Below are 24,771 nucleotides of genomic sequence, written 5' to 3' on the forward strand. Positions count from 1 at the left end.
GGGGAAAGATCACCATGGCACCAGGAAAGATCACCATGGATTTAGGAAAGATTACTGCAGAACTGGGAAAGATCACTGCGGTACCAACCAAGCCCGACACGACGCCCACAAAGATTCCTGCAACGACGGCGGCAACGCAGACTGTTCTCTTTACGGTTCTCCCGCGCGGCTTTTGCACCAATCCCGGAACACTTCCGGTCTCGGTCTTTGTCTCGCCGCGACTCGTGGGGGCCGATAACCTCGGTGCTTTTCCCGACTGGGTTAACTGGACCGCGCAGCTCAAAGAGCGCGGCCTCCTCCTCGTCTTCCGTAGTGGAACAAAGCACGCCGAGGTGCGAATCGACCCATCGGTCCTGCAGCCGCAACTCTGGAGCGCGCTCTTCAATCGCCAGACCCTCGTGCGTTCGCACACCTTTGACGACTATTCATCGCACGGCATCCTCTCCTTTTCGATGCGCGAGAGCCTCAGTGCATTGAAGGCGGTGTATCAACAGGCAGGCGTTGTGCTTGCGCTGCCCTCAGGCGCGAACAATCAGGAAGGTGGGCGTAGCGGAAACCGCCGTATTCTCAGCAATCTCGTCGACGGCCTTGATGTTCATTGGAACGGTGATCGTGCAAAACAGTGGCGCGACGTCGTCCGGCGTCGAAATTCCTCTGGAACTCCAGCGACGCAACATCGTGCACTCAATGGACCGCTCGATAGTGAAGGGCTGATCACAACCTCTCCCGATGCTGGTTCCTTCCAGGGAGTTGCTGTTCCATTCGCTGTTTTTAACCACATGCCCACTCCCGATCACGAAACGGCGGGAGACGTCAGCATCGATCCCAACGCCATCGATTTTCACCAGGCGCTTGGCTCGCTTGAATCGCATCCGGAGTTGTTGCGCGCCCTGGGCCTCGTCTTCGATGTAGAGCTACCCCAGGACTTCCTCGCGCAGACGGCAGTAAATACTTTCAACACTGTCGCCGTCGAGAAGACAAACTTCCCCTGGCAGCTCACCACCAAGTCACCTGCGCTCGACACCGCCTACTGCTACTTTGCTGCGGGACAGAACCGCTTCTTCCTCACCGCCTCACGCACCATGACCAAGCAGCCCTCGCCTTCTCAGGTGCTTGGACTTGTGAATCTCGATCCCGAGCGCTTTGGCCTTGCGCAGGTCGATGTCGATGGCGGTATGCACAAGGCCATCATGCTGGCCGAGACGTGGAACAACCCCGACCCGGATCGGAATCTCGATTCCGGAGTGACACCGGAGCAGGCTCCGCATCCAGAGGTCTACGATCCGGAGGCGACTCTACCGTCGCTTCGTTCCGGCGGTCTCCAGCTCTATGTCGATGGACGTGGGCTCCATGTGCTCGATGCAATTCAGCAATCGAAAGCATTCAACGATGCGCTGCAGGCAGGCGGAGCGCAGCCCCGTCCCTTCTTCGCCGAAGATCTTCTTCGTGGCCACCGGTTAGATGTTTGGGATTCGACGACCAACGCCTGGCACTCGCTCCACCAGCGCAGCGGCGACTACCAGATCGGCGACAACCGCATTCCCTTCCAGACACCGAAGGAAGAAGGTTTTCAGCAATTCGCCGCGACACAACCCGCGCCTGGAGCCAATCCTGCCGACAAAGATCTCTACATCCACGAGGCCATCGCCCGCTGGGCAGGCTGGAGTCTCAGTGTCACGATGCCGGGCAAGGTGCTCAGTCGTTTTGGAGATCCCGACAAGGCCATTCCTCCCGATGGTGACGATCCGGACTACAGCACTGACGAGGCGATTACGCCCTACAAGGTCCGTGCAACCTACAAGGTGCTTCCCGGTACGTTGCCCCGTCTCAAATTTGGACGCCGTTACCGGATGCGTGCTCGCGCCGTCGACCTCGCCGGAAACAGTATGCAGGTTGACGATCCGCTCGCCACTTCGCTAGCCGCCATCATGGCTCTCCCTAGGGACCCCGGTGGTTTTACCTATCTGCGTTACGAGCCCGTGATCTCTCCACAGGTTGTCATTCGCGACCAGCAGGCGGTGACGCTTCCCGGTTCCGCCGTCGATCGCATCGTCGTCCGTACCTACAATGCGAACCCTGCGCAGGATGGAGTCGCCGCTGACCTTACCGCGAATAATCGTCACATCCTTCCGCCGCGAACCAGCGTCGAGATGGCAGAACGTCATGGCATGTTCGACGATGCCACCGGAAAATTGAAGAGCGATGCTGCAACCTACAAGCTCATTGCCGACCGCGACGCAGCCGAGCTGCCGCAGGCGTCCATCAACGTGGCCGGTAAGGTCGACAACTTCCCGATGGTTACCGATGCGGGCGTGACGGATCTTCCCTATCTCCCTGATCCTCTCTCTCGAGGCGCTGCCCTTCGCAACCTGCCGGGTGCCGACGATCTTGCCGTAGGCAAAGCTGCTCCTGGCGCAGGTGCTGCCGCATCGATTCAATATCAAATACTGGGCGATCCCAATCCGCGCCCGGGATCAGCCACCATCATCGCTTTCAACGCCAACGACGATTGGCAGAAAACGACCGGTTTCCGTCTCGTCCTGGCGGAACCGCAGTCTGGCGCAACCGATCTACGTCCGCAGTGGGACCCCGCAGCGCGCGTATTGACGGTTTTCTTGTCAAAAGGACAGATGGCCGTAACTCCGCTCAGCAGCTATATGACCCCCGAAGATCTCAAACTGATGGGTGTGTGGCAATGGTTGCGTGAGTTTATCGACCGCGCAACCATCTTGCAGGCACAGCCCGAGCAGCTCTTGCCCGGATATCCCGTCGATCAGATTGCCTATATCCTCCAGCGCGCCGTCGAGGGCGGACACTGGATGCTTACCCCGCCGCACCTGCTCACACTCGTGCACGCCGTGCAGCAGCCAATCGGCGTACCGCAGTTTGATGCATTGCATGTGGACCACCAGGACCTCAAATACGATACCAATCCATTACAGACCGCGCGGATTCGTGGACGCAAAGATCCAGCAGAGTTGGGAGCCATCACCGCGTGGCGCCAGCCCGGATCAACCGATGCCTTTTTGATGGGAACCGTCAAAATCCACGGTGCCAGCACCGCGCAGGTCGACCTGATGGCCGAGTGGAGCGATCCCGTCGATGATCCATCGTCGCCTGCTCCCGATCAGACCCAGACAATGGCGCACGCCGATACTCTACCTCTGCCTCGTTTGACCGAAGGATATCTCCAGGCACAAGAGAAGGAGTACCGCACTGTGGGCTACTACGATCCTGAACACGACCAGATCGCCATGGTGCGCTCCGGCGATCGCGGAGCACCCGCTTCAACATGGGATCTCGTCTTCAGTCAGGCAGCTCCCCGCCATCGCTTCAACGACACCAAGCGGCATCGCGTGAACTATACAGCAGTTTCTACCACGCGTTTTCGCGAATACTTTCCTCAAGACCAGCAGTTGGATTTCACGCGATCGAGCGCTCCGGTTCTCGTGGATATCCCTGCCTCCGCGCGCCCGCTCGCGCCCGAAGTCGTATACGTTGTGCCGACCTTCGGCTGGCAGCGCCAGACCGATACCAACATGAAGCGCAGTGTCCGCTTCGGTGGAGGGTTGCGCGTCTATCTGAAGCGTGGCTGGTACTCCTCCGGCGAAGGTGAGTTGCTTGGAGTCGCTCTGTGGAGCACGGCCAATGGACAACTCAACAATGCGCAGCGCGACAAATTCAAACCCTTCATCACGCAGTGGGGAATGGATCCCATCTGGCAGACAGCAGATCTCAGCTCTGTGCCTGGCACCTACAACTTCCCCGACGCCGTGGAATCCGACACCTCTGTGTCGCTCGAAGAGAGCAGCGCCGCGAAGTCAGCCACCGAGCCCGGACGTGTCGATGTCGTAGGATTCACGCCGCAGTACGATCCAGCCCGGCAGCTTTGGTTTGCCGACCTTACCGTAAACCTCGGTCCTACCTACTCGCCGTTTCTGCGGCTGGCCCTTGTGCGCTATCAACCGCACGCTCTCGATGATGCCCGCATCTCTCGCGTGGTGTTGGCCGGCTTTGCGCAGCTCACTCCCGATCGCGTCGCAACCGTTACTGCCGACCCGTATCACCCCCGCACCATGCGCGTGACGGTCAGCGGAGTCGCCCCGCGCGGCCCGCAACCCGACGGGCCCGGTGAGCCGCGCCCCGCACGGCCAACCCACGTCGAGGTGCATGTGCAGCAGCGGTCTGTGCCCGGCAGCGATCTCTCCTGGCAGGATGTACCCGTAACCGTCGCCACCATTACACAGGGCTACGAGGGTCCAGGGCTGAACCAGCCCGATCTCGCGCTGTGGTTCGGAACCATCAACTTTGCTTCGATACCACAACCCGGTCAGCTCCGCATTCTGGTGGAGGAGTTCGAGTTCATCTCTGCCAGCTATGCCACCGCCGACCGCAAAGCTCCGGGCCGCCTGATCTACGCCGAAACGTTTGCAGTCGACGCCGCGCTGATCACCGAATAACCCCGAGCTACATCGACCAACCCACCCTTCGAAGTGCCATTTCGACCGAAGCTGCCGCCAGCCCGGCAGCAGCATCGCCATTGGTCACAGTTAATACAGAAAATACCGAAACATTAAATCTGCATCACACTAGGGAAGAATGGGGTGTTACAGTCGTTTACACCCAAAGAACATGAACAAAAGCATGAAGTCTATGCCAAACCTCTTCCGAGTCACTATCGCGCTTGTAGTTTTTGCAGGATTTACTGCGCCCGCCCTCGCGGCCGAAAAAGTTCCGCCCAGCTGTAGCCGCCTTACGCAACTCCGCCTCGACGAAACCACGGTGGAATCCGCCTCCGAGGTCGAGGAAGGAATCTTTACTCCTCCAACCTCCAAGTTCACCTTGCACAGGCTGCCCGCCTTCTGTCGTGTGACCGCAATCACTAAGCCATCGATTCGTTTCGAAGTATGGCTCCCCATCGAGAAGTGGTCGGGTCGTTTTGAGTTCGTCGGCAACGGCGGCATGGCAGGCTCCATCAGCTACAGTGCCATGGCCAACGCATTGCGTCGTGGCAACGCCGTCGCAAGTACCGATACCGGTCACATTAACGCTCACGGAGATGGATTCGACGCGAGCTGGTCGCTCGATCGTCCTGACCTGATCGAAGACTTCGGGCATCGCTCCGTACATCTCACCGCCGTCAATGGGAAAAAGATCATCCGTGCGTTTTACCAAAAGCCTGCGGACCGCGCGTATTTCGTCGGATGCTCTAAAGGGGGCCAGCAGGCCCTCATGGAGGCGCAACGATACCCCACAGACTTTGATGGCATCGTCGCCGGTGACCCGGCCTACAACTGGACCCGTCATTACACCGGCGCGCACCTCTACTATGCGCAGGTCACCCTCAAAGATCCCGACAGCTACATCCAGCCCGCAAAGATCAAGCTGCTAGCCGATGCTGTCAACCGCGCCTGCGATGCCAGGGATGGCTTTGTCGACGGGGTGCTTGACGATCCCCTCTCATGTCACTTCGATCCCGAGGTGCTCGCATGTAAGGAAGACCAGGACACCGGGACCTGCTTTACGCCGAAACAGATCAAAGCCGTGAGAGAGATCTGGGCAGGCTTCCGCGATGACAGAGGCAAGCTGATCTCGCCCGGACTCGTCCCTGGCGGAGAAGCCGGACAAGGTGGGTGGCAGAGCTGGGTCACCGGCTCTGCTCCCTATAAGGCGACGCACTGGAAGGCGGCAGACAGCTTCTTCCGTTATATGGTCATGCGCGATCCGGATTACAACACCATGACCTTCGACTATGACCGCGACAAAGCAGCTCTTGAAAAGCTCTCTCCTGCATTGGACGCCGTAGATGCCGATCTACGTCCCTTTGCGCACAGAGGAGCGAAGCTGATTCTCTACCACGGCTGGAGCGACCCCGACATCTCTCCCCTCAGCACCATTCACTACTACCGCGAGATGCAAAAATTCACCGGCTCGAAGACCGACAACTTCGCCCGGCTCTTCATGGTTCCGGGAATGCAACACTGCGGTGGCGGCCCTGGCCCAGATGTCTTTGATCCGGTCTCCGCAATCCAGCGTTGGGTCGAAGAAAACCAGGCCCCGAATCAGATCGTCGCTTCGCACATGTCGACGCGCGGCATTGTCGATCGCACCCGGCCGCTCTGCCCTTACCCGCAGGTCGCCGTCTACAACGGCAAGGGCAATTCCAACGACGCAGCTAGCTTTGTCTGTAAAGCTCCGCAGGAACACCACGGAGAGTAACGCACCATTCGGTCGCCTATTGCCGCAACTCCACCTCGGTCGCGCCCTGTCCCCCCAGATTTTGCGGAGGCTCTGTAATATTCGCCACATGAGGATGGTTGCGCAGATACTCCCGCAGAGTGCGCCGCAGAATTCCCATTCCGGTTCCATGCACCACGCGAACGCGAGGCAGACCTGCAAGAAACGCGCGGTCGATGAAACGTGCAACCTCGTCATGCGCTTCATCTGCTGTGCGGCCAATCACATTGATCTCTGAACTCATGTAATCAGGATCTTCGCTCGTCGCAACCGTAATTCCCCCGCGCTTTCGTGCAGCCTCCAGCGGAGTCATCGTCTTTGTCTTCTCAACCTCTGTGATGTCCTCCAGTGGGACACGCATCTTCATCGGTCCCACTGAAACCTCAAAGGTCTTCTCGTCGATCACTCGTTCCACACGCCCTTGCCTGCCGAGCGATTTCAGTTTCACCATATCGCCGGCGGCAGGAACATCAATCGCGTCCGGCTCCTTTGCAATGACTGCACGCACTCCCGCGCTCGTCACTGAGTGCGCGGCAATCGTCGTTTGAAACTCACTGGAGAATTCACGTCGTGCACGAGCCAGCGCAAGTGCGGAGTCTCGTTGAATGCGCTTCGCAGCAGCTTTATCTCCAATCGCCTTCACCGACTCGCGAATCTGCACTGCGAAGTTGTCTAACAGCGCGCTTAGCTTTGCCTCCAACTCACGTACGCGAGCACGTTGCTCGGCACGGCCCTCAAGATCAAGCTGCACTCTCGCCCGCGCCAGTTCCTGCTCACGCTGTTGCAGCGTCTCGCGTTCAGCGGTTACAGCTTCCAGCTGATCGTGCAGTTGGTCAAGGAACGCCGCGATATCTGCGGTCTGCGTCGTCAGTTGTGCGCGTGCTGCGGCAACAATCGCCGGATCGAGTCCCAACCGCGATGCGATATTTAATCCCGCCGAAGCTCCAGGTACACCCAACCGAAGCTGATATGTCGGAGTCAAGGTCTCCTGATCGAACCCCACAGCAGCATTGAGCACGCCCTCGTGATTGGCCGCGTAGATCTTCAGCGATGTCAGGTGTGTCGTGATGCAGCACCACGTCCGCACTCGCAAAAAGTGCTGTGCCACTGCGACCGCCAGCGCAGCGCCCTCTTCCGGATCGGTCGCAGAGCCCAGTTCATCCAGCAGCACCAGCGATGACGACGTTGCCTCGCGCGAGATGCGATCGAGATTTACAACATGCGCCGAGAAGCTCGAGAGATTTCGCTCAATCGACTGCGCATCGCCGATGTCGGCATAGATACTCGTGAAGAGCGGAAGCCGTGCCTCAACTGCGGGAACAGGAACGCCTGCCTGCGCCATCAGCGCAAGCAGTCCCACCGTCTTCAGCGAAACCGTCTTGCCGCCTGTGTTCGGTCCGCTGATGATGAGCTGCCGTGCATCATTCCTCAGTGCCACTGTGAGCGGTACGGGAGATCGTGCCGCCGTTCCCTGCGCGCGCGTCTCTGCAATCATGCGCAGCTCAAGCAGCGGATGGCGAGCTTCTGTAAACGAGAGCTGCGCTTCTGCAGAATCGACTGCAAAGACCGGTCGCACACAGTTCAGCTCTGCTGCAAAGCGTGCACGCGCAGCATGCGATTCAACCTCTGCAAGAATCCCCGCCCCTGCCAGAATCGCGCCCGCTTCGCCCGCCAGTGCGCGTGTCATCGCAACCAGAATGCGATGGACCTCCGACTGTTCCTCATCGAGCAGACGAACCAACTCATTGTTCTGCTCAATCGTCTCGATCGGTTCAACGAAGACCGTCTGGCCCGAAGAAGAAGAGCCATGTACGACTCCAGGAACCTTGCGCTTGAACTCCGAGCGCACCGGAATCACAAAACGATCGCCGCGAATCGTGATCAACTCATCCTGCGTACTGCCTTCTGCGGCAAGTCGCGACAACGATCGCCGCAGGCTCTCTTCAATCGCGCGATGCTGACGTTCAATCGCCCTGCGAATGCGATGCAGCTCTGGTGAGGCATCGTCCGAAAGCGAACCATCCGGCTCAATCTTTCCGCTCAACTGCCGCAGCAACGATGTCAGATCAAACTCACGTAATGGTGCCGAAAGCTTTGTCAGCCCGGAAGTTGTTAGCCCAGTCGTCTGTGCCGCGCCCGTTGGAAACATCCATCGACTCCACGCAGCAATGCGTTCGACCACGGTCACCAGTGCAAGAATCTCCAACGGCTCCAGCGCAGATCCTTCAATGCGGGCCTTGTCGAGCAGGTCCGTGGGATCGAACAGGCCATGAAAGTCAAAGCTCGCACCGGACTCATAAAAAGCGCGCATCTCTTCCGTGCGCTGTTGCTGCGTCTCGATCCAACCCAGATCTGCTGAAGGTTCAAGCGCCAACACCCATGCCTTTCCCAGCGGAGAAAAGGTCCGTGAGGCAACATGGTCGCGCAAGCGCGGCCACTCCAGGGCGGCGGAACTTGATTCTGGTAAAGGTGACGGAATCTTCGCGGCTAAAAAGGCAGGGGGCACGTCTATTATCGTAATCGCGCACGGAACCGGCCGCTGGCCCCCTGCGTAGCAAACAGCAGTGAGATTTTAGATCGTAGCTTGTTTGATTTGTTAAGGGCAGCTTGAGCCCCAGTCTTGAGCGTAGCGAAGGACCTGTAGGGATTCGTTAAGGGTACGGCTTTAGAGCCTGTCCTGAGCGTAGTCGAAGGATGCCGCAAAGCTCTGAGAATAAAAAGGGGCTTTAGCCCGGAGGTCCTTCAAACCGATCGGTGATCTATGGTCGCCTGGAGGTAACACATGATCTGTCAGGCTTGTGGAAATGAAGTAGAACCGGGAGGACGATTCTGTCCTCGTTGCGGAGCCCAGATAGCTGCTCCACCCCCCAACCCTCCGATGGGTTACATTCCTTACCCACCAATCATCGGATTGCCACGGGTTCAGCGACACTTGCAAACCCTGGGAACCCTTTGGTGCGCTTTCGGCGTCTATCGCGTCGTCGCCAGCCTCCTCGGGTTCTTTGTCTTCCGTGCAATGGCCTGGCATCGCTTCATGGGGGACTGGCCAATGGGGAGATATGGATTCCAAGGTCCTCCCTGGCTCATGATTGCTCCTTTTCTCGTCACCATGACGGTCATTTTGGCCGCCCTCGCACTCTTCACGGGATACAGCCTGCTCACCCGCAAATCCTGGGCGCGTATGCTGGCCATCGTCCTCGGAATCCTGGCGCTGTTCAAGTTCCCTCTCGGCACCGCGCTTGGAATCTACACCCTCTGGGTGCTGGCCCCTGCAAGCTCTGCCGTCGAGTACGACGCCATCGCAGATCCAGGCTAATCAACGCGAAGGCCGGTACGTTACTTCAACCGACCTGGGTGCCCCATTCATGTCGCAGGTATGAGTGGGCATTCGTGCACCGCGTGAATCACAAGAATTCGGCCCTCGCACAAGTGTCATTCCGACCGAGCGCAAAAGCGCGAGTGGAGGAATCCCTGCATTGCCTTTCTCCTTCACGAAGAGAAGGCTTCGCACGAACGGAGTCGGGTGTTGATGCCCATTCATGGACCATCGCGACATGAGTGGGTTCATTCGCCGAAAATGAGAATCCCTTTATTTGTTTGTAAGGTGCCAATCGGCGATAGGTCTTTCAATACTCCCTGTATGCGAAAATGGTGCTCTGTGACCACCGGAACAGAGCCATCTCCAGCCATGACCCGCCAGGGACCTCCCACGGCTCCGGCCTTCTTCCGCTGGCTTACCTATCTGCTCCTGATACCGCTTATCGCCGCGTCTACCGTCTTCTTCGGCTGCATCTCTCTCATCTGCGGCCTGTGGGATAAGTCCGGACGCCAGCAACATTTCATTGCGCACGTGTGGGCCCGCTCTCTACTGCTCTTCAGCCTTTCTCCTGTCACGGTCCTGGGAAAAGAGAAGCTCCAGATTGGCCAAACCTCCGTTTACGTCGCAAACCACCTGAGCTACTACGACACCCCGGTTCTCTTCGGAAAACTTCCCTTTCAGTTCCGTATCCTCGCCAAGCAATCGCTTTGGAAGATTCCCTTCATCGGCTGGTACCTCAATCGCTCCGGTCAGGTACCCGTCGATCAGTCCAGCGCCCGAAACGCCATCGCCAGCCTCAACCGTGGTGTCCAGACACTCAAACACGAACTTCCGCTCGTTATCTTCCCCGAGGGCGGACGCAGTCTCACGGGCCAGCTCCAACCCTTCGTTGCAGGCGCAGCCTATATGGCCATCAAGGCACAAGTTCCGATTGTCCCCATCACCCTCATCGGAACCTATGAACTGCTCCCCATGCACATCTACCACCTCTATCCTCGCCCCCTGGCCATCATCATCGGTGATCCCATCCCGACTACCGGGCTCTCCACCCGCGATGCCGACTCTCTCAGCGAACAGGTCGCCTTCGTCATCCGCAAGACCTACATGGACTACCATCCGGCTTAGGGAAGCGCCTTATCCCGATTCACAAGTCATTAAGTGAGCCACGGGAAAACCAAGCCGCAAGCGTGAGCCATTCGCATTTACGATACTCACCATGGCCCCCTCTGCTCCGCACTACACCCCTGAAGCCATCAAGTTTCTTCGCGGCCTCAAGCGCAACAACACCCGCGACTGGTTCAACGCCCGTAAAGACATCTACGAGCGCGAACTGAAAATCCCTTCTATTGCTCTTGTCGCCGCCATCAACGAAGCCATGCTCCGCTTCGCCCCTCAGAACATCCAGCCGCCACAAAAGGCCATGATGCGCATCTATCGCGACATCCGCTTCAGCCCCGATAAGCGACCCTACAAGATTCATCAGGGCATCTGGTGGGCTCGCGAAGGACTCGAAAAGACCTCCGGCGGAGGTTTCTACTTCGACCTCTCCGGCGAACAGGTCACCATCGCTGCTGGCGTCTATATGCCCGAGCGCGAACAGCTTCTCGCTATTCGTCGTCACATCGAAGCCCACCATCAGGAGTTCCGCCGCTTGCTCGCCTCAAAGAAGCTGCGCTCCGTCATGAATGAATTCGATGGCCAGAAGCTTACTCGTCCACCCAAAGGTTTCCTGCCCGAATCGCCAGCCATTGATCTTCTCCTCAACCGTCAGTGGGGCTTCAGCGCTCACCTGCCGGTTGAAACCGCGACCAAACCAGCCCTGCTTAAAGAAATTGTGAAACGTTTCGAGGCCGCCGCTCCTCTTGTCGCATTTCTCAACACACCCCTGGCCACAACCAAACCTCGACGTCCTCTCTTCTGATAAGAAGGATCTCGCGTCGAGCTTTCCCTCTTCAATGCCCTCTTGAAATTGACGTCATCGCTGTAATCTGCGTGGGGCTTTTAGCCTATTTACTGCCGCAAAATGTCTCAAAAAGCCCTAAATTCGTATAAAAACGGGAAAAAACCCGAAAAAACCTGTGGAAACCGAAGAAATCCGATTGACAAAGTCCGCGAAAAGGCTGAAGGTGAATTGCGGTACGGTTTTCTTGCACCCGCATGAACACTGACGATTCGCGCATCGCAGACGCCCGGACGGCCAGTTGCAAAAGGGGAAAATAGAAGACCTGCTTTAGACCAAAACAAGTACGTTTCAAGGAGCAAGACATGGCAAAGGGATTGACTAAGACAGCGCTGGTTCGTCAACTGGCGGAGAAGCTCGAGCTGACCAACAAGCAGACCGCCGCGTTCCTCGACCTGCTGGCCGAGACGGCCGTCAAGGAAACCAAGAAGAACGGCGAGTTCACCATCCCCGGCATCGGTAAGCTCGTCAAGGCCGAGCGCAAGGCGCGCCTGGGCCGCAACCCCCAGACCGGCGAGACCATCAAGATCAAGGCGAAGACCGTCGTCAAGTTCCGCGTCGCCAAGGTCGCCAAGGACACCATCGCTCCGCCGAAGAAGTAGCCTCTTCCACACTGCGCTCCAGCGCAGCGTGAACCGGAGCGGCCCTCCCTTCCTGTCGTCTCGTTGCAATACAACGCCATGCGGCGGCAGGAGAGATACGCAAATGAACGCCCGTCTTGTCATAAAGGCGGGCGTTTCTTTCATCATGGCTATTACCCTCGCCATCCCGTGCCAATCCTCGATCAACACCTAAAATAGATCCATGTCCTACACCGCAGCGGTCGATCACCTTTACGCCCGTGGTCTCGAGCTGGCCTCCGACTCCTCTTTGCCTCCAGGCAAGCGCCACAAGTTCGACCTCGAGCACATGCGAATCCTCGCCCGCGCCCTCGGCAACCCCCAGGACTGTTTTCCCTCCATCCTGATCGCCGGAACCAACGGCAAGGGCTCCACGGCTGCTACCCTGGCCAGCATTCTCGCCGCTGCGGGCTATCGCACTGCGCTCTACACCTCGCCGCACCTCTCGCGCGTTAACGAGCGCATCCAGATCGACGGCCGGCCCATCTCCGACGACGACTTCGCCCGTCTCTACTTCCAGGTCGACTCCACAGCCGGACGTCTCGTCACATCAGGCGAACTCCCCCAGCATCCCAGCTTCTTCGAAACCCTCACCGCACTCGCCTTCCTCTACTTCGCCGAGGCTGGCAAGGAAGCGGAGAATGCGCCGCAGACTCCATCCGCCCTGCGCGCACCAGTCGACATTGCAGTCCTCGAAGTCGGTCTCGGAGGCCGTCTCGACGCCACCAACATCGTTACCCCCCTCCTCTCCATCATCACCGACATCTCCCTCGACCATCAGGAATACCTCGGCAATACCATCGCCGAAATCACCCGCGAAAAGGCTGGAATCCTGCGTCCTCGCGGAACCCTCATCACCCTCCCGCAGCATCCCGAGGCAAACCAGGCTATCGGAGAGGTCGCAGCAGAACTTGGCATTCACGCGATCAATGCCGCTTCCTATATCCCCCATACCCCTGTCCCGCAAAATGCGCGTCCATCTACCTCATCTGAGTTCGCGCCAGAGGCGCCCTTCGCTATGCGTGTAGCACCTCGCAACCGCTACAACGTCACTCTCGAGCAGCAGCCCCTCCATGTGGACTCCCCTCTTTGGGGGCAGCACCAGCAGCGCAATATTGCTCTCGCCATCGCAGGAGCAAAGGAATTACGTAACCCAACCGGTTACAACATCGACAATAGAAACAGTAGTAGTTACAAAATCAAGAACACTCAGATCGAAACTGGCATTCGTAACACCCGCTGGCCTGGCCGGCTTGAGGTCCTCCCACTCCCAAACTCCGCACCTATCCTTCTTGATGTCGCCCACAACCCCGCTGGCGCGTGGACCCTCCGCGCCGCGCTCTCCCAGCTTCCCGAGGATCTTCCTCGCACCCTTATCTTCTCCTGCCTGCGCGATAAGGACCTCCGCGAGATGAGCCAGATCCTTCTGCCACTCTTCGATTCTTCCTCTCCCGACCGCCCCCATGATCACATCCTCTTCGCGCCCATCAACAGTCCCCGCGCCGCCTCGCTCGATGATTTAGCCGCCACTGCCCGCGATCTCGAGATTCCCGCCGAAACCACCCCCAGCCTTACCGAAGCTCTCGCCCATGCTCGTGCCATCACCCCATCCAACGGACTCATCGTCGCCACAGGCTCCGTCTACCTCATCGGGGAACTTCGCGCCCAGGTCGTTGAGGCGACGACTTAGCGCCCCATACCTCACGCGCGTAAACTTAACCCATGAACTTTCCGGTCACCCGTATGCGCCGCGTGCGCCGCACTGAGGCGATGCGCTCCCTGGTTCGTGAGACCCATCTGCATCCCGGCGCCCTGATCTATCCCCTCTTCATCTGTCCCGGAGAAGGTGTCCGCAAGCCCATCAGCTCCATGCCCAACGTCTTCAATCTATCGTTGGACGAAGCTCTCAAAGAGGCCGAGCAGTGCGCCGCTGCGGGAATCGGCGGCTTACTTCTCTTCGGCCTCCCCTCCGAAAAAGATGAGCAGGCCACCGGGGCCTGGGCCGACGACGGGATCGTGCAGACCGCGCTACGGGAGTTCAAGAAGAATCGCAAGCTCGATTCTCTGGTCATGATGGCCGATGTCTGCCTCTGCGAGTACACTTCCCACGGCCACTGCGGTGTCGTCGCGAGGGATGGTGATCACTATGAGATCGAGAACGACTCCAGCGTCGCCCTTCTCGCAAAAACCGCTGCCTCCCTCGCAAAGGCGGGCGCAGATATCGTCGCTCCCAGCGACATGATGGACGGCCGTATCGCTGCCATGCGTGAAGCCCTCGACGAGGCCGGACACGCAATGACCCCCATCCTCAGCTACGCCTCCAAGTTCGCCAGCGGATTCTACGGCCCCTTCCGCGAGGCCGCCGACTCTGCCCCGCAGTTCGGTGACCGCAGAAGCTACCAGATGGATGGTGCAAACCTGCGCGAAGCCATGCGCGAGATTGACCTCGATGTGGCTGAAGGTGCCGACATGCTTCTGATGAAGCCCGCCATGCCTTACCTCGACATCATCCGTGCCGCGCGCGAACGCTTCGATCTTCCTATGGGCGCCTACCAGGTTTCGGGAGAGTACTCCATGCTCTGCGCCGCCTTTGAACGAGGATGGCTCGAGCCTGAACGGACCATGATGGAGTCACTCACATCGATTCGCCGCGCCGGAGCCGACTTTATCGTGACTTACTTTGCAAAGGATGCAGCGAAGGTACTGGGTTAGATCCCTCTACGGCCCACTTCAACGCCGCCCTTGCCAGAAGCCGTGTAGAATCCAGCGTCGGCAGCGGTGAGTTGTTGTCATTCATGATCAGGGGAATCTCGGTGCAGCCCAGTACTACGGCATCGCAGCCCTCCGCCTTCATGCGCCGGATAACCTTATGGAAGAAGTCCACGGCCTCCGGTTGAAAATTCCCGGGAACGAGCTCCTCCATAATGACGCGGTTCATCTCCGCACTTTCTTCCTCGGTTGGGCGCAGATACCCCAACCCCGCAGCGGCAAGCTTTTCTGGATAGACATTACTCTCCGCCAGCCAGCGAGTTCCCGTAATTCCGAGGCGATGAAAACCACGTGTCGCCGCCTCTTGCGCGACCACTTCAGCAATATGCAGCCAAGGTATCGGCGACCGGCTCTCAATCAACGGCAGCGCCTGATGGATCGTATTGTCTGGACAGATCAGAAACTGCGCTCCGATGCTGGCAAGCTTCTTTGCCGACGACAGCATAATCTCGCCAACGCCCTGCCAGTCATTCCTGCCAATGCAGTCCACATAATCGGCGAGAGATTGCGAGTGCAGTGAAATCTCCGGATGCGCGTGCGGCCCCATGACGGCTTCTGCCTCCGCACAAAGCGTGCGATAACACAGCGAAGCTCCCTCGGCAGAACAAGCGACGATTCCAATATGTTGGGCCATAACGTAATTCTAAGGCGGATGGCATCGCTGATGTCGGGTGCTCCATACATGGAGCGCGGCGACATGTGTGGGTTCATCCGAGCGCAGCTCGAACCCCTCCCCACCCTCACGGTGTCATTTCGACCGAACCCTGAGCGAACGGAGTGAGTCGAAGGGGGAGTGGAGAAATCCCCGCATTTGTCTTTCTCCTCGATCTCTCCCCAAAAGAGGGGAAATTCGCCGGGTACCGGGTGCCCCATATCTGGCACAGCCAGATGTGGGAACATTCGCGCATCGCGCGAACCCATTCACCCCCCTTCCATCCTTTCGAGAACGCGAAGACACACCTGCCCTGAATGAGCGCAGCGAGTCGCACGGGAAATAATCCCCTGGATTCGTTCTCCCGTTCTCAATAAAGTGTCATTCGAGCACAGCGCGTTAGCGCAGAGTCGAGAAACCCGCTTCTCTCCCCCAGAAATAAACCCTCCACTGGTGTCATTCCGACCGACCCTGAGCGAAGTCGAAGGAGAGCGGAGGAATCCCCGCATTTGCTTCCACCAGATTCGCTTAGACCCTTCTTTGCTTTTATCTTTCTTTAAAATCCGTGGTCTCCGTGCCGATCCGCGGTCGAAGCGGTGGCATCGGTATCAGTCTTAATTTGTAACCAAACAAGCTACAAATTAATGCCAGCCCCACCCAATGCCGTCAGCAACGCATCGAAGTCCTCAAGGTTCGAGTACTCAATTGTGACCCGTCCCTTGCCCTTGTTGTCCTCGATCTTCACTCTCAATCCTAGAATCCTCCGCAGCTGGTCCTCCGCCTCACGCACGTTCGGGTCTTCCGCCTGCGCATTGGTAGCCTTCTGCTTCTTCTCCTTCGACTCCGGATTGATCAGTCCTTGGACATAGTTCTCCGTCTGCCTCACCGAAAGCGATAGCGCCAGTACCTTCTGGGCCGCCGACGTGATTGCCTCCGGTGAATCCAGCGCCAGCAAAGTCCGCGCATGTCCAAAGCTCAGCTCACCCGTCTCCACCTTCGCCTGCACACCCTCCGGTAGACGCAATAGGCGCAAAAAGTTCGCCACCGACGCGCGGTCCTTCCCCGTCTTCGTCGCCATCTGCTCCTGCGTCAGCTTGAACTCCTGGCTCAGCTTCTGGTACGCCCGTGCCTGCTCAATCGGGTTCAGGTCCACCCGTTGCAGGTTTTCGACGATCGTCATCTCCAGAACCTGTTCGTCCGGAATCTGCCGAACAATCGCCGGAACCGTCGTCTTTCCGGCCTTCCGCGAGGCCAGCCAGCGCCGTTCTCCCGTTACTAGTTGGTAACGACCATCGACGTTCGGAACCGGTCGCACCAGGATCGGCTGCACCACCCCGGTCGCCGCAATCGATTGCGCCAGCTCATCCAGTTGCGCCTCATCGAACACCGACCGGGTCTGCCAGGGATTTCGGCTGATCTGATCCAGCGCAATCTCCATTGGCTTTCCCGCCGGCTCAGCCACAGAAGCCGCGATCGTGGGAACAACAACCTCATGATTTACAGGGGGTGCAGCTGGACGCTTCGGCAGTAATGATTCAAGCCCTTTTCCCAGGGCACGGCGTTTTGTATCAGCAGGTGCAGTCGCCATAATCTCATCTTCCTTAACAAAATCAATTCCACCGGTCTCTACCGGGTTTCCAAATCAGGTTTCTTTCGAAATGTGCTCCGCGCAGCCCTACGAATCTTTCTTTGTCCAGAACCGTTTCTTCTTCTCCGGTACCTGGAACGACTTCAAGCTGCTGGCCGCAGCTGCAGCCGCAGCCTTCCTCCGCTTCACCTCAGGCGATTCCATTCCACGTCGTGCTAGTAGCTCCAACGCCAGCTCACGATAAGTCTCCGCTCCCCTCGATTTAGCGTCATACAGGGCTACCGGTTTGCCATGGCTCGGAGCCTCTGCCAGCCGTACATTTCGAGGAATCGTCGTCTTCAGTAGCTTGTCATCAAAGAACGACTTGAGGTTCTCCGTCACCTGGATCGCAAGGTTTGTCCTGTCGTCGTACATCGTCAGCAGCACGCCCTCAAGCACCAGCCCTGAATTGAAGCTCGAGCTAACCCGATCCAGCGTCGACATCAGCTCCGAGATTCCTTCCAGAGCAAAATATTCTGCCTGCATCGGAACCAGTAGCCCATCGGCCGCGACCAGCGCATTCAGCGTCAGCAGATCCAGCGCCGGCGGGCAGTCCAGCAAAATGAATGGAAACTGCGACTTCACCGGTTCAATCGCTTCCCGCAGTTTGAATTCGCGCCGTTCCATGGGAATCAGCTCAATCGTCGCTCCGATCAGATTCTTGCTCGAAGGCACGACCTTCAGGTTCTCCATCTCGGTAGGAAGCATGGCCTCGGCAACCGTAGCCTCGCCCAGTAGAAGATCATAGGTGCTCTTCCGGTGGTCGTCTCCATCCCCCTGGCGTGCAATTCCCAGACCTCCCGAGGAATTCGCCTGCGGATCGCAGTCAATTAACAGTGTCGGAATTCCTTCCAACGCAAAGGACGCAGCCAGATTGATCGCTGTCGTCGTCTTTCCCACGCCGCCTTTCTGGTTCACCACCGCAATGACACGCGAGGTTGGCGTCGCAGCTTCTCCATTCTTCATGGAAGACTCTTTGGACTTCGAAACCTCGCCGTTCTTGCTGGACGCAGGCTCCGTAGGGAGCGGTTTTGAGGTGGGATTCGACATGGTCATTACAGGTAAGAAAAGGTTAGTCACATGACTGCAAGAGGGCAATCCTTACTCGCTTGTGAAGAACTCCCTGAACCTGTGGAGAACGTGTGGAACGCTAAATTCCCCGCTGTTTTGAATGATTTCCGGGCACTTGATGTGGAAATCTTTCTTCAGTTCCATTGAAAATAACCCATGAAAACTCTTAAATGAGGAGAAATCTAGACGCCATCTAGAGAGGATGTTCCACGTGGAACATCCCTAAAGCCCGCGACTCCTAGCAGGACTTCTGAGTGTTCCACGTGGAACACTCAACCCCTCACCGCGCGAAGCAAGGCTCCTGTATGGCTCCCAGGAATAGGTAGGCTCTCTTCAGCTAAAAACCCATCTGGAAGATCAGGGGTTCCCGTAGTTAAAAGAACAATCTGCTGCAGTGCGCGAGGTCCTGCTGCTTTCAACGCCGCTGCCATGTCGTCTACGGCTCTTAGCGTAACCGTATGGAACCTACAGTCTTCCGGCATAGTCTCCGCGCGTCCGGCCCAGATAGTCACGTTTCCGATTTCCAAGGTTCGCACGACTTCTCGCAGGAACGTCGCCTTTTTGTTCTGCGATTCAGCCAGCGTAACCTTAATCTGCGGATAGAGTAGTGCAATGGGTAATCCGGGGAATCCGGCACCAGATCCCAGGTCCAGAAGCGTCTCTGGAAGAAGACTTCCAAGATTCTGGGCAGCAAATAGGCTTTCTCCAAAATGCCGCTGCACCATCTCCTCAGGCGAGCGGATCGCCGTCAGGTTGGTCCGGCTATTCCACTTCACCAGTAGATCTAGATAAAGGCTGAGTTGAGGCAGCAGTGCGGCTGGGATCGGGCTTAAGTAAGGAGCTAGAAGTTCCTCAATGCGAGATTTAGGAAGGGTCATCCCCTCCATTGTTCCACGTGGAACACTCTAAGAAACACTCGCGACCGAAGTATGGATTGGGCGAGGCTTCCAGACTGCGGCTTCGGAGATGAAGCGCGAAAAGAGTGCGCGAGAGGCTGGGCTGATGTCACAGGTCCGTTCAGGATGCCATTGCACTCCGAGGACGAAGTGGGCCTGGGGATTGTGCGGATCCTGGCCGCCCTCAACTGCTTCCACCACTCCGTCTTCAGAGCTGCGAGCGACCACACGGAGTCCGTCACCCGGGATTCCGATGGCCTGGTGATGGCTGGAGTTAATAGGAAGACGGAGAAAGCCGCTCTGTTCAGGAGCTTCGTCGCTGGAGACGATTCCGCCTAACGTTGAGTCTGGAGCGACGCTGGCAGAGTGGGCGACGGCGACCGTGCGTCCAGCAGAATGATTGACCGGGACGGGGGAAAGGTCCTGGATCAGGGTCCCTCCGCGCCAGATGTTGAGCGATTGGGTTCCGAAGCAGATGGTGAGGAGAGGTTTGTAGAGATTGTGGGCGTCCTGAATGAGAAGCTCGTCGACGTTCTCGCGGGCCGGGTCTGCTGCGTTACATTCCGGGAGGGGCTCCTGGCCGTACTTGTGAGGGTTCACGTCGGCAGGTGATCCAGGAAGCAGGACTCCCTGACAGGTGTTAATAAGGTCTGCTGTTTCGCGCGGAGTTCCATTGAGAGGAATCTCGACCGGCTCACCGCCTGCATTTCGAACGGCTTCTGCATACTGGGGCCAGGAGCGGGAGTTGTACTCAGGATTCGTGCTGGTCGGGACGGGAATGGCGATTCGCGGCTTCATACTGCGACCATGATACGACCTGACGGCCATGGATTTAATACCTAACCTCGATTGAAGGTGACAGCGACGCTTTTATAGGGGTAAACGCGAATTATCGAGGGTCCTTTCCTACTCTTTTACCCTCAACCTCGACAAGCCAAATATTCTCTGGATCTCAATCTTCGCTTGTACCTAGTTGGATGACACATGGAAGGATGTCCGGGAATGGACGGGATAGTCCTGAAGCGGACACTTACTGTAGAGAATCGCGCTCTACCATTTTGGTAAACTATTGATAATAAGAATCTTATTATCGAGTCGCTATTGGTTCGTGGCTTGCATGACAGGGATTAGAGGCTATCTATATAAAGTAGGCGTCGAATGGGATCGATTGTGCAGGATGTGCGGTATGGGTTTCGGCGGCTGAGGCGGTCACCGGGGTTTGCGGCGACGGCGCTGCTGACACTAGCGCTCGGAATCGGAGCAACGACGGCGATCTTCACGCTGGTGTATCAAGTGATGTTGAAGTCGATGCCTGTTGATCATCCGGAGCAGCTCTACAAAGTCGGGAAAGAGATCGAGTGCTGTGTCGATGGCGGGATGCAGGGGCACTGGCGCATCTTTTCGTATGATTTGTACCGCGATCTACGCGATCACACGCCAGGGATCGAGGGCATGGCAGCGGTTGAGGCGGGAAACATTACAGTGAGCGCATGGCGCAAAGGTGAGCCAGTTGCGCAGCCACTGAATGTGCGTGTGGTCTCGGGGAATTATTTTTCAGTATTAGGCGTGAGATCGTTCGCAGGTCGATTGCTGCGGCCAGAGGACGACCACGAGGGTTCGCCAGCGGTAGCGGTGATCAGTTATGCCATATGGCAGTCGAAGTTTCATGGCGATCCAAGCATCGTAGGCGAGACGATGATGTTTACTGGTCATCCGGTAACGATTGTAGGGATCAGTGCTCCGGGATTTTTGGGCGACCGGAACCAGGGGGACCCGACGGGGGTGTGGCTGGGGCTGGCGCAGGAACCGATACTGCAGCCGGAACGGAAACTCTATACGCAGCCGCAGTCGCACTGGCTGGACGTATTGGTGCGTATCCGCGACCCCAAGACGGTACCCGCCGTGGAGAGCGCGATTCGAGTGGAACTGATGCGATGGATCCGGGCCAACCGTGACGCCGCAAGCCACGATACCGAGGCGGAGATTGCCAAACAGACGACAGAACTGGCTGCCGCGAATGATGGAATCAACGATCTGCGAGATCAGTACGAGAAGAGCCTGAACATGCTGCAGATGATCGCGGCGTTCGTTCTGGTGATTGCGTGCGCGAACCTGGCGAACCTGATGCTGGTGCGAGGTGTGGGGCGCAGGCAGGAACTGAGCGTTCGTACGGCGCTGGGAGCATCGCGAGGGAGATTGATTCGAGAGATGCTGGTTGAGTCGGTGGTGTTGTCGATTCTTGGCGGCGCACTGGGGCTGGCCGTTGCCTATGCCGGTGTAAAGGGGATGCTGGCATTGGTGATGCGCGGAGTTGAGGTGAATCCTCTCAGTGCGAGTCCTTCGCTTCCGGTGCTTGGATTTGCGCTGGGGGTATCGGCGTTGACGGGAGTTCTGTTTGGGATTGCTCCGGCGTTTATTGCATCGCGTACGAATCCTGCGGAGGCGTTGCGCAGTGCGAACCGGACGACCGGCCATGTGAGCGGATTGCAACGGATGCTTGTGATCCTGCAGGCAGCGCTTTCGGTGGCGCTGCTGAGTACGGCGGGATTGCTCATCCTGAGCCTGCAACGGATGGAGCAACAGGACTTCCACTTTCAAACGCAGGGCAGGCTGATCGCCTTCATCGATCTTCAGGCGACGGGCTACCGGTATGAGCAACTGGACGGATTTTACCGGCAGATCGACCAGACCTTTGCGGGGATTCCTGGATTGCACAACACGTCGTATGCAACGTATGGCCCACTGGCATTCAACAACTGGGGCACGGAGATTACGATCACTGGCGGCGATCCAAATGCGCATCATCATGTGAGCTACGATTCGGTGAGTCCGCAGTATTTTGATGCGCTCGGAACGGGCGTGCGGATGGGGCGCACGTTTACGGAGAAGGATACTTCCACGAGCCCTGCTGTTGCTGTGGTGAACCAGACGTTTGTGAAGCAGTTTTTTAACGGTAAGAACCCGATTGGGATGCACTTTGGTCCAGACCCAAGCATGAAGAACGAGTACGAGATCGTCGGGGTGGTCGATGATGTAAAGTACTGGGATCCGGCAGGGAAGGTACGGCCAATGTTCTTTACGCCAATGGCGCAGACGACGAACTTTGATGCGCTTGTGGCGAGCCAGATGACGCGCGACCGGGCGAATAAGAATGAACGGTTCCGGCACTTCGCGACGAATGTGATTGTGCGCTATGAAGGCGATCCGGCGGCAGCGACGGCTGAGGTGCGAAGAGCGTTGCAGCAGATCAATCCGGGGATGGTGATCGATCAGCTAACCACATATGACGACCAGGTCGGGAACTACTTTACGCAGCAGCGCCTGGTGGTACGGCTGACATCGATCTTTGGCGCACTGGCGCTGATTCTTGCATCGATCGGGCTGTATGGCGTGACGGCGTATGGCGTGGCGCGGAGGGTTCCGGAGATTGGATTGAGGATGGCGTTGGGAGCGAATCGCGCCAATGTAGTTCAACTGATTCTGCGCGGGGCCGCGATCCAGGTGGTGATTGGGCTGATCGCGGGAATACCGCTGGCGCTGTTGGCAGGCCATTTTCTGGAAGCGCAGCTCTATGAGGTGAAGGGATATAGTGTGCTGCCACTGGTGACAGCATGTGTGGCACTGGTGTTGAGCGCGCTGATCGCGAGTGTGGTTCCAGCGAGAAGGGCATCGATCATCGAGCCGATGCAGGCGCTGCGGACGGAGTAACCCACGTTATCAAAAGCTCAGAGAACAGGAATTTGGGTCTGATAGGGCTTATGTCTATTGCGAACGTCCCGTCCGGGGTCTATAAAGCTCTTCGTCTCGAAATTGATCTTTAAGGATGCTGGAGGCTTTATGCGTGGAGAGCGTGTGGTCCGGGTTTGTGCCGGGATGTTGGTTGCGGCGTGTCTGTTTGTGCCTCGACTTGTAGCGCAGGCGACTCCTCCGTCTGCGTCGGCGGCTTCATCGGATGCACACTTCGAGGAGAAGCCGTACGACCTGATTCTGAAGGGTGGTCATGTCATCGATCCGAAAAACAAGGTCGACGCGATCCGAGATGTAGCTATTAAGGATGGGAAGATTGCGAAAGTGGCCGTTGGGATTCCGGTGAGCTCGGCAATCAAGACGGTGAACGTCGCGGGGCTTTATGTAACACCCGGGCTGATCGATATCCACGTTCACGTCTTTTGGGGGTTGAAGAAGGACGACTATGCTGGCGGCGACTGGGCCGTTATGCCGGACGGGTTTACGCTGCGAAATGGCGTGACGACGGTGGTGGATGCCGGATCTTCGGGGTGGCGCAACTTCGAAACCTTCAAGGAGCGGGTGATCGACCGGTCGCAGACACGTGTTCTGGCCGAGCTGAATATTGTAGGCGCGGGCATGGGCAGCGGCGCGATCGAACAGAACAAAGAAGATATGGATGGCGAGAAGACCGGCGAAATGGCGCTGAAGTATCCGGGCATCATCGTCGGCGTGAAGAGCGCACACTTCACGGGGCCGGAGTGGCTTCCGTATGACCAGGCGATCAAGGCGGGAACGATCGCGCACATTCCAGTGATGATCGACTATGGTGCTCGTCGCGTGGAACGTCCGTTGGAGCAGTTGCTAGAGAATAAGCTGCGGCCGGGAGATATCTATACACATATGTATGGTGGCAGCCGTGGTGAGCAGGATTCGGAGACGGGTGGACCGGGCAAGGGGATGTGGGAAGGCCGGAAGCGCGGCATCTACTTCGATGTGGGTCATGGGCAGAGCAGCTTCCTGTTCAGCGTGGCTGTGCCGCTGATCAAGGCGGGTTTTATTCCTGACTCGATCTCGACGGATATTCACTCGGACAATGTGAATGAAGGTCTGAAAGACCAACTGACGACGGCGGGCAAGTTTCTGGCGATGGGGCTTCCGCTGAAAGAAGTGATTGCAGAGATGACGTGGCATCCAGCGGTGGAAATGCAGCAGACGCAGCTGGGGCAGTTGTCGGAGGGCGCGATTGCGGACATCGCAGTGCTTAACGTGCGTCATGGCGACTTCGGCTATATCGATGGCTCGGGCGCGATGATGAAGGGCCACGAAAGACTGGAGTGCGAGCTGACGCTGAAGGACGGAAAGTTTGTCTACGACCTGAATGGCCGTGCATCGGAGCCGTGGGACCTGCCGCCAAGTTCGGCGGCGAAGCAGGCGAAGAAGTGGACGTCGCTGCGTATTCCCACCGGCATACCGATGCGTCCGCTCAACCCACAGATGGCGGCGCGAATGGCACAGTTCCCTCCACGCTGGAAGCCATATACCGAGGATGCGAATGGCAAGGTGACGGTGAAGGCTGCGGCGAAGCTGACGCCGCAGGGAGCAGCGAAGCCGAAGCTGGATGTGCCTCCACCTGCGTCGACGTGGGCAACGCCTCCCGCGGACTCATGGCCTGCTGCGAGACGGTAGAGCCGGTCTATTCAATAACGTTTACGAGAACCCCATACGCAGGTATGGGGTTTTCTGATGAATAATCGGATTTTTGACGCTCTTCTGTTACCACGATTTACGCGATAAAAATTCGGTTGCTATGAATGATGTGTGTGGGTACTTCGTTTGTGGAGGACACTTTTTAGCAAAGACATAATTTTCTTGAAACCCGAGAGTGAAAAAT

Annotated in this window: 16 protein-coding genes; 10 read left to right on the forward strand and 6 right to left on the reverse strand. The window is 57.7% G+C overall.

The features are described from left to right. The first annotated feature begins 14 nt into the window (after positions 1 to 14). Both H7846_RS01470 and H7846_RS01475 read left to right on the forward strand, forming a co-directional pair. Positions 15 to 4,460 carry a hypothetical protein gene (locus tag H7846_RS01470; protein ID WP_186694665.1) on the forward strand — a complete coding sequence of 1,482 codons (4,446 nt, stop codon included), beginning with the start codon at positions 15 to 17 and terminating at the stop codon, positions 4,458 to 4,460. Between the two features lie 184 nt (positions 4,461 to 4,644). Further along, positions 4,645 to 6,219, forward strand: a complete 1,575-nt coding sequence (locus H7846_RS01475) for a tannase/feruloyl esterase family alpha/beta hydrolase (protein WP_186694667.1) — start codon at positions 4,645 to 4,647, stop codon at positions 6,217 to 6,219. A gap of 16 nt (positions 6,220 to 6,235) precedes the next feature. Here H7846_RS01475 and H7846_RS01480 read toward each other — a convergent pair whose 3' ends face one another. Beyond that, on the reverse strand, positions 6,236 to 8,665 hold the full coding sequence (locus H7846_RS01480) for an endonuclease MutS2 (RefSeq protein WP_370561319.1): 2,430 nt from the start codon (positions 8,663 to 8,665) through the stop codon (positions 6,236 to 6,238). Positions 8,666 to 9,019: 354 nt separating this feature from the next. Between H7846_RS01480 and H7846_RS01485 the strand changes: the two genes are divergently transcribed. The 6 genes from H7846_RS01485 to hemB all read left to right on the forward strand — a co-directional run bounded on the left by H7846_RS01485 (position 9,020) and on the right by hemB (position 14,848). Beyond that, a complete protein-coding gene (locus H7846_RS01485; RefSeq protein ID WP_186694671.1) occupies positions 9,020 to 9,553 on the forward strand; it encodes a zinc ribbon domain-containing protein in 534 nt (177 codons plus the stop codon). A 342-nt stretch (positions 9,554 to 9,895) separates the two neighbouring features. Then, complete coding sequence (locus H7846_RS01490) at positions 9,896 to 10,681, forward strand: lysophospholipid acyltransferase family protein (protein ID WP_255460769.1); 786 nt, start codon at positions 9,896 to 9,898, stop codon at positions 10,679 to 10,681. A 91-nt stretch (positions 10,682 to 10,772) separates the two neighbouring features. Then, complete coding sequence (locus H7846_RS01495) at positions 10,773 to 11,477, forward strand: DUF2461 domain-containing protein (RefSeq protein WP_186694673.1); 705 nt, start codon at positions 10,773 to 10,775, stop codon at positions 11,475 to 11,477. Between the two features lie 344 nt (positions 11,478 to 11,821). Beyond that, positions 11,822 to 12,118, forward strand: coding sequence for an HU family DNA-binding protein (locus H7846_RS01500; protein ID WP_162402759.1), 297 nt, complete (start codon positions 11,822 to 11,824; stop codon positions 12,116 to 12,118). Between the two features lie 202 nt (positions 12,119 to 12,320). Further along, positions 12,321 to 13,826 (forward strand): bifunctional folylpolyglutamate synthase/dihydrofolate synthase, encoded by a 1,506-nt coding sequence (locus tag H7846_RS01505; RefSeq protein ID WP_186694674.1) that lies wholly within the window; start codon positions 12,321 to 12,323, stop codon positions 13,824 to 13,826. A 32-nt stretch (positions 13,827 to 13,858) separates the two neighbouring features. Next, on the forward strand, positions 13,859 to 14,848 hold the full coding sequence (gene hemB, locus H7846_RS01510; RefSeq protein WP_186694676.1) for a porphobilinogen synthase: 990 nt from the start codon (positions 13,859 to 13,861) through the stop codon (positions 14,846 to 14,848). Here the strand turns inward: hemB and H7846_RS01515 are convergent. From H7846_RS01515 to H7846_RS01535, 5 genes are all read right to left on the reverse strand, one after another. Then, positions 14,802 to 15,539 carry an aspartate/glutamate racemase family protein gene (locus tag H7846_RS01515; RefSeq protein WP_186694678.1) on the reverse strand — a complete coding sequence of 246 codons (738 nt, stop codon included), beginning with the start codon at positions 15,537 to 15,539 and terminating at the stop codon, positions 14,802 to 14,804. The two genes, hemB and H7846_RS01515, sit on opposite strands and share 47 nt — an antisense overlap. Positions 15,540 to 16,191: 652 nt before the next feature. Further along, a complete protein-coding gene (locus H7846_RS01520) occupies positions 16,192 to 17,145 on the reverse strand; it encodes a ParB/RepB/Spo0J family partition protein (protein WP_186694680.1) in 954 nt (317 codons plus the stop codon). An 87-nt stretch (positions 17,146 to 17,232) separates the two neighbouring features. Next, the gene (locus H7846_RS01525) at positions 17,233 to 18,150 is read right to left on the reverse strand and encodes a ParA family protein (protein ID WP_186694682.1); all 918 of its coding nucleotides are present in this window, start codon (positions 18,148 to 18,150) and stop codon (positions 17,233 to 17,235) included. A 377-nt stretch (positions 18,151 to 18,527) separates the two neighbouring features. After that, the gene (rsmG, locus tag H7846_RS01530) at positions 18,528 to 19,133 is read right to left on the reverse strand and encodes a 16S rRNA (guanine(527)-N(7))-methyltransferase RsmG (protein WP_255460770.1); all 606 of its coding nucleotides are present in this window, start codon (positions 19,131 to 19,133) and stop codon (positions 18,528 to 18,530) included. Positions 19,134 to 19,160: 27 nt separating this feature from the next. Then, a complete protein-coding gene (locus tag H7846_RS01535; protein WP_255460771.1) occupies positions 19,161 to 19,979 on the reverse strand; it encodes a gamma-glutamyl-gamma-aminobutyrate hydrolase family protein in 819 nt (272 codons plus the stop codon). A 330-nt stretch (positions 19,980 to 20,309) separates the two neighbouring features. On the opposite strand from H7846_RS01535, the gene H7846_RS01540 reads away from it, so the two are divergent. Both H7846_RS01540 and H7846_RS01545 read left to right on the forward strand, forming a co-directional pair. After that, a complete protein-coding gene (locus H7846_RS01540; RefSeq protein WP_186694686.1) occupies positions 20,310 to 22,859 on the forward strand; it encodes an ABC transporter permease in 2,550 nt (849 codons plus the stop codon). A 129-nt stretch (positions 22,860 to 22,988) separates the two neighbouring features. Continuing rightward, entirely contained in the window at positions 22,989 to 24,566 is a 1,578-nt protein-coding gene (locus H7846_RS01545) for an amidohydrolase/deacetylase family metallohydrolase (protein ID WP_255460772.1), read from the forward strand. Positions 24,567 to 24,771 lie beyond the last annotated feature (205 nt).

Origin of the sequence: Edaphobacter sp. 4G125, from assembly GCF_014274685.1 — a bacterium.
Lineage (GTDB): Bacteria > Acidobacteriota > Terriglobia > Terriglobales > Acidobacteriaceae > Edaphobacter.

Excerpts from the sequence above, each read along its gene's own strand:
- H7846_RS01470 (WP_186694665.1), top strand. The coding sequence starts at position 15 with ATGGCACCAGGAAAGATCACCATGGATTTAGGAAAGATTACTGCAGAA.
- H7846_RS01475 (WP_186694667.1), top strand. The coding sequence starts at position 4,645 with ATGAAGTCTATGCCAAACCTCTTCCGAGTCACTATCGCGCTTGTAGTT.
- H7846_RS01485 (WP_186694671.1), top strand. The coding sequence starts at position 9,020 with ATGATCTGTCAGGCTTGTGGAAATGAAGTAGAACCGGGAGGACGATTC.
- H7846_RS01495 (WP_186694673.1), top strand. The coding sequence starts at position 10,773 with ATGGCCCCCTCTGCTCCGCACTACACCCCTGAAGCCATCAAGTTTCTT.
- H7846_RS01500 (WP_162402759.1), top strand. The coding sequence starts at position 11,822 with ATGGCAAAGGGATTGACTAAGACAGCGCTGGTTCGTCAACTGGCGGAG.
- H7846_RS01505 (WP_186694674.1), top strand. The coding sequence starts at position 12,321 with ATGTCCTACACCGCAGCGGTCGATCACCTTTACGCCCGTGGTCTCGAG.
- hemB (WP_186694676.1), top strand. The coding sequence starts at position 13,859 with ATGAACTTTCCGGTCACCCGTATGCGCCGCGTGCGCCGCACTGAGGCG.
- H7846_RS01515 (WP_186694678.1), bottom strand. The coding sequence starts at position 15,539 with ATGGCCCAACATATTGGAATCGTCGCTTGTTCTGCCGAGGGAGCTTCG.
- H7846_RS01520 (WP_186694680.1), bottom strand. The coding sequence starts at position 17,145 with ATGGCGACTGCACCTGCTGATACAAAACGCCGTGCCCTGGGAAAAGGG.
- H7846_RS01525 (WP_186694682.1), bottom strand. The coding sequence starts at position 18,150 with ATGAAGAATGGAGAAGCTGCGACGCCAACCTCGCGTGTCATTGCGGTG.
- rsmG (WP_255460770.1), bottom strand. The coding sequence starts at position 19,133 with ATGACCCTTCCTAAATCTCGCATTGAGGAACTTCTAGCTCCTTACTTA.
- H7846_RS01535 (WP_255460771.1), bottom strand. The coding sequence starts at position 19,979 with ATGGCCGTCAGGTCGTATCATGGTCGCAGTATGAAGCCGCGAATCGCC.
- H7846_RS01540 (WP_186694686.1), top strand. The coding sequence starts at position 20,310 with ATGGGATCGATTGTGCAGGATGTGCGGTATGGGTTTCGGCGGCTGAGG.
- H7846_RS01545 (WP_255460772.1), top strand. The coding sequence starts at position 22,989 with ATGCGTGGAGAGCGTGTGGTCCGGGTTTGTGCCGGGATGTTGGTTGCG.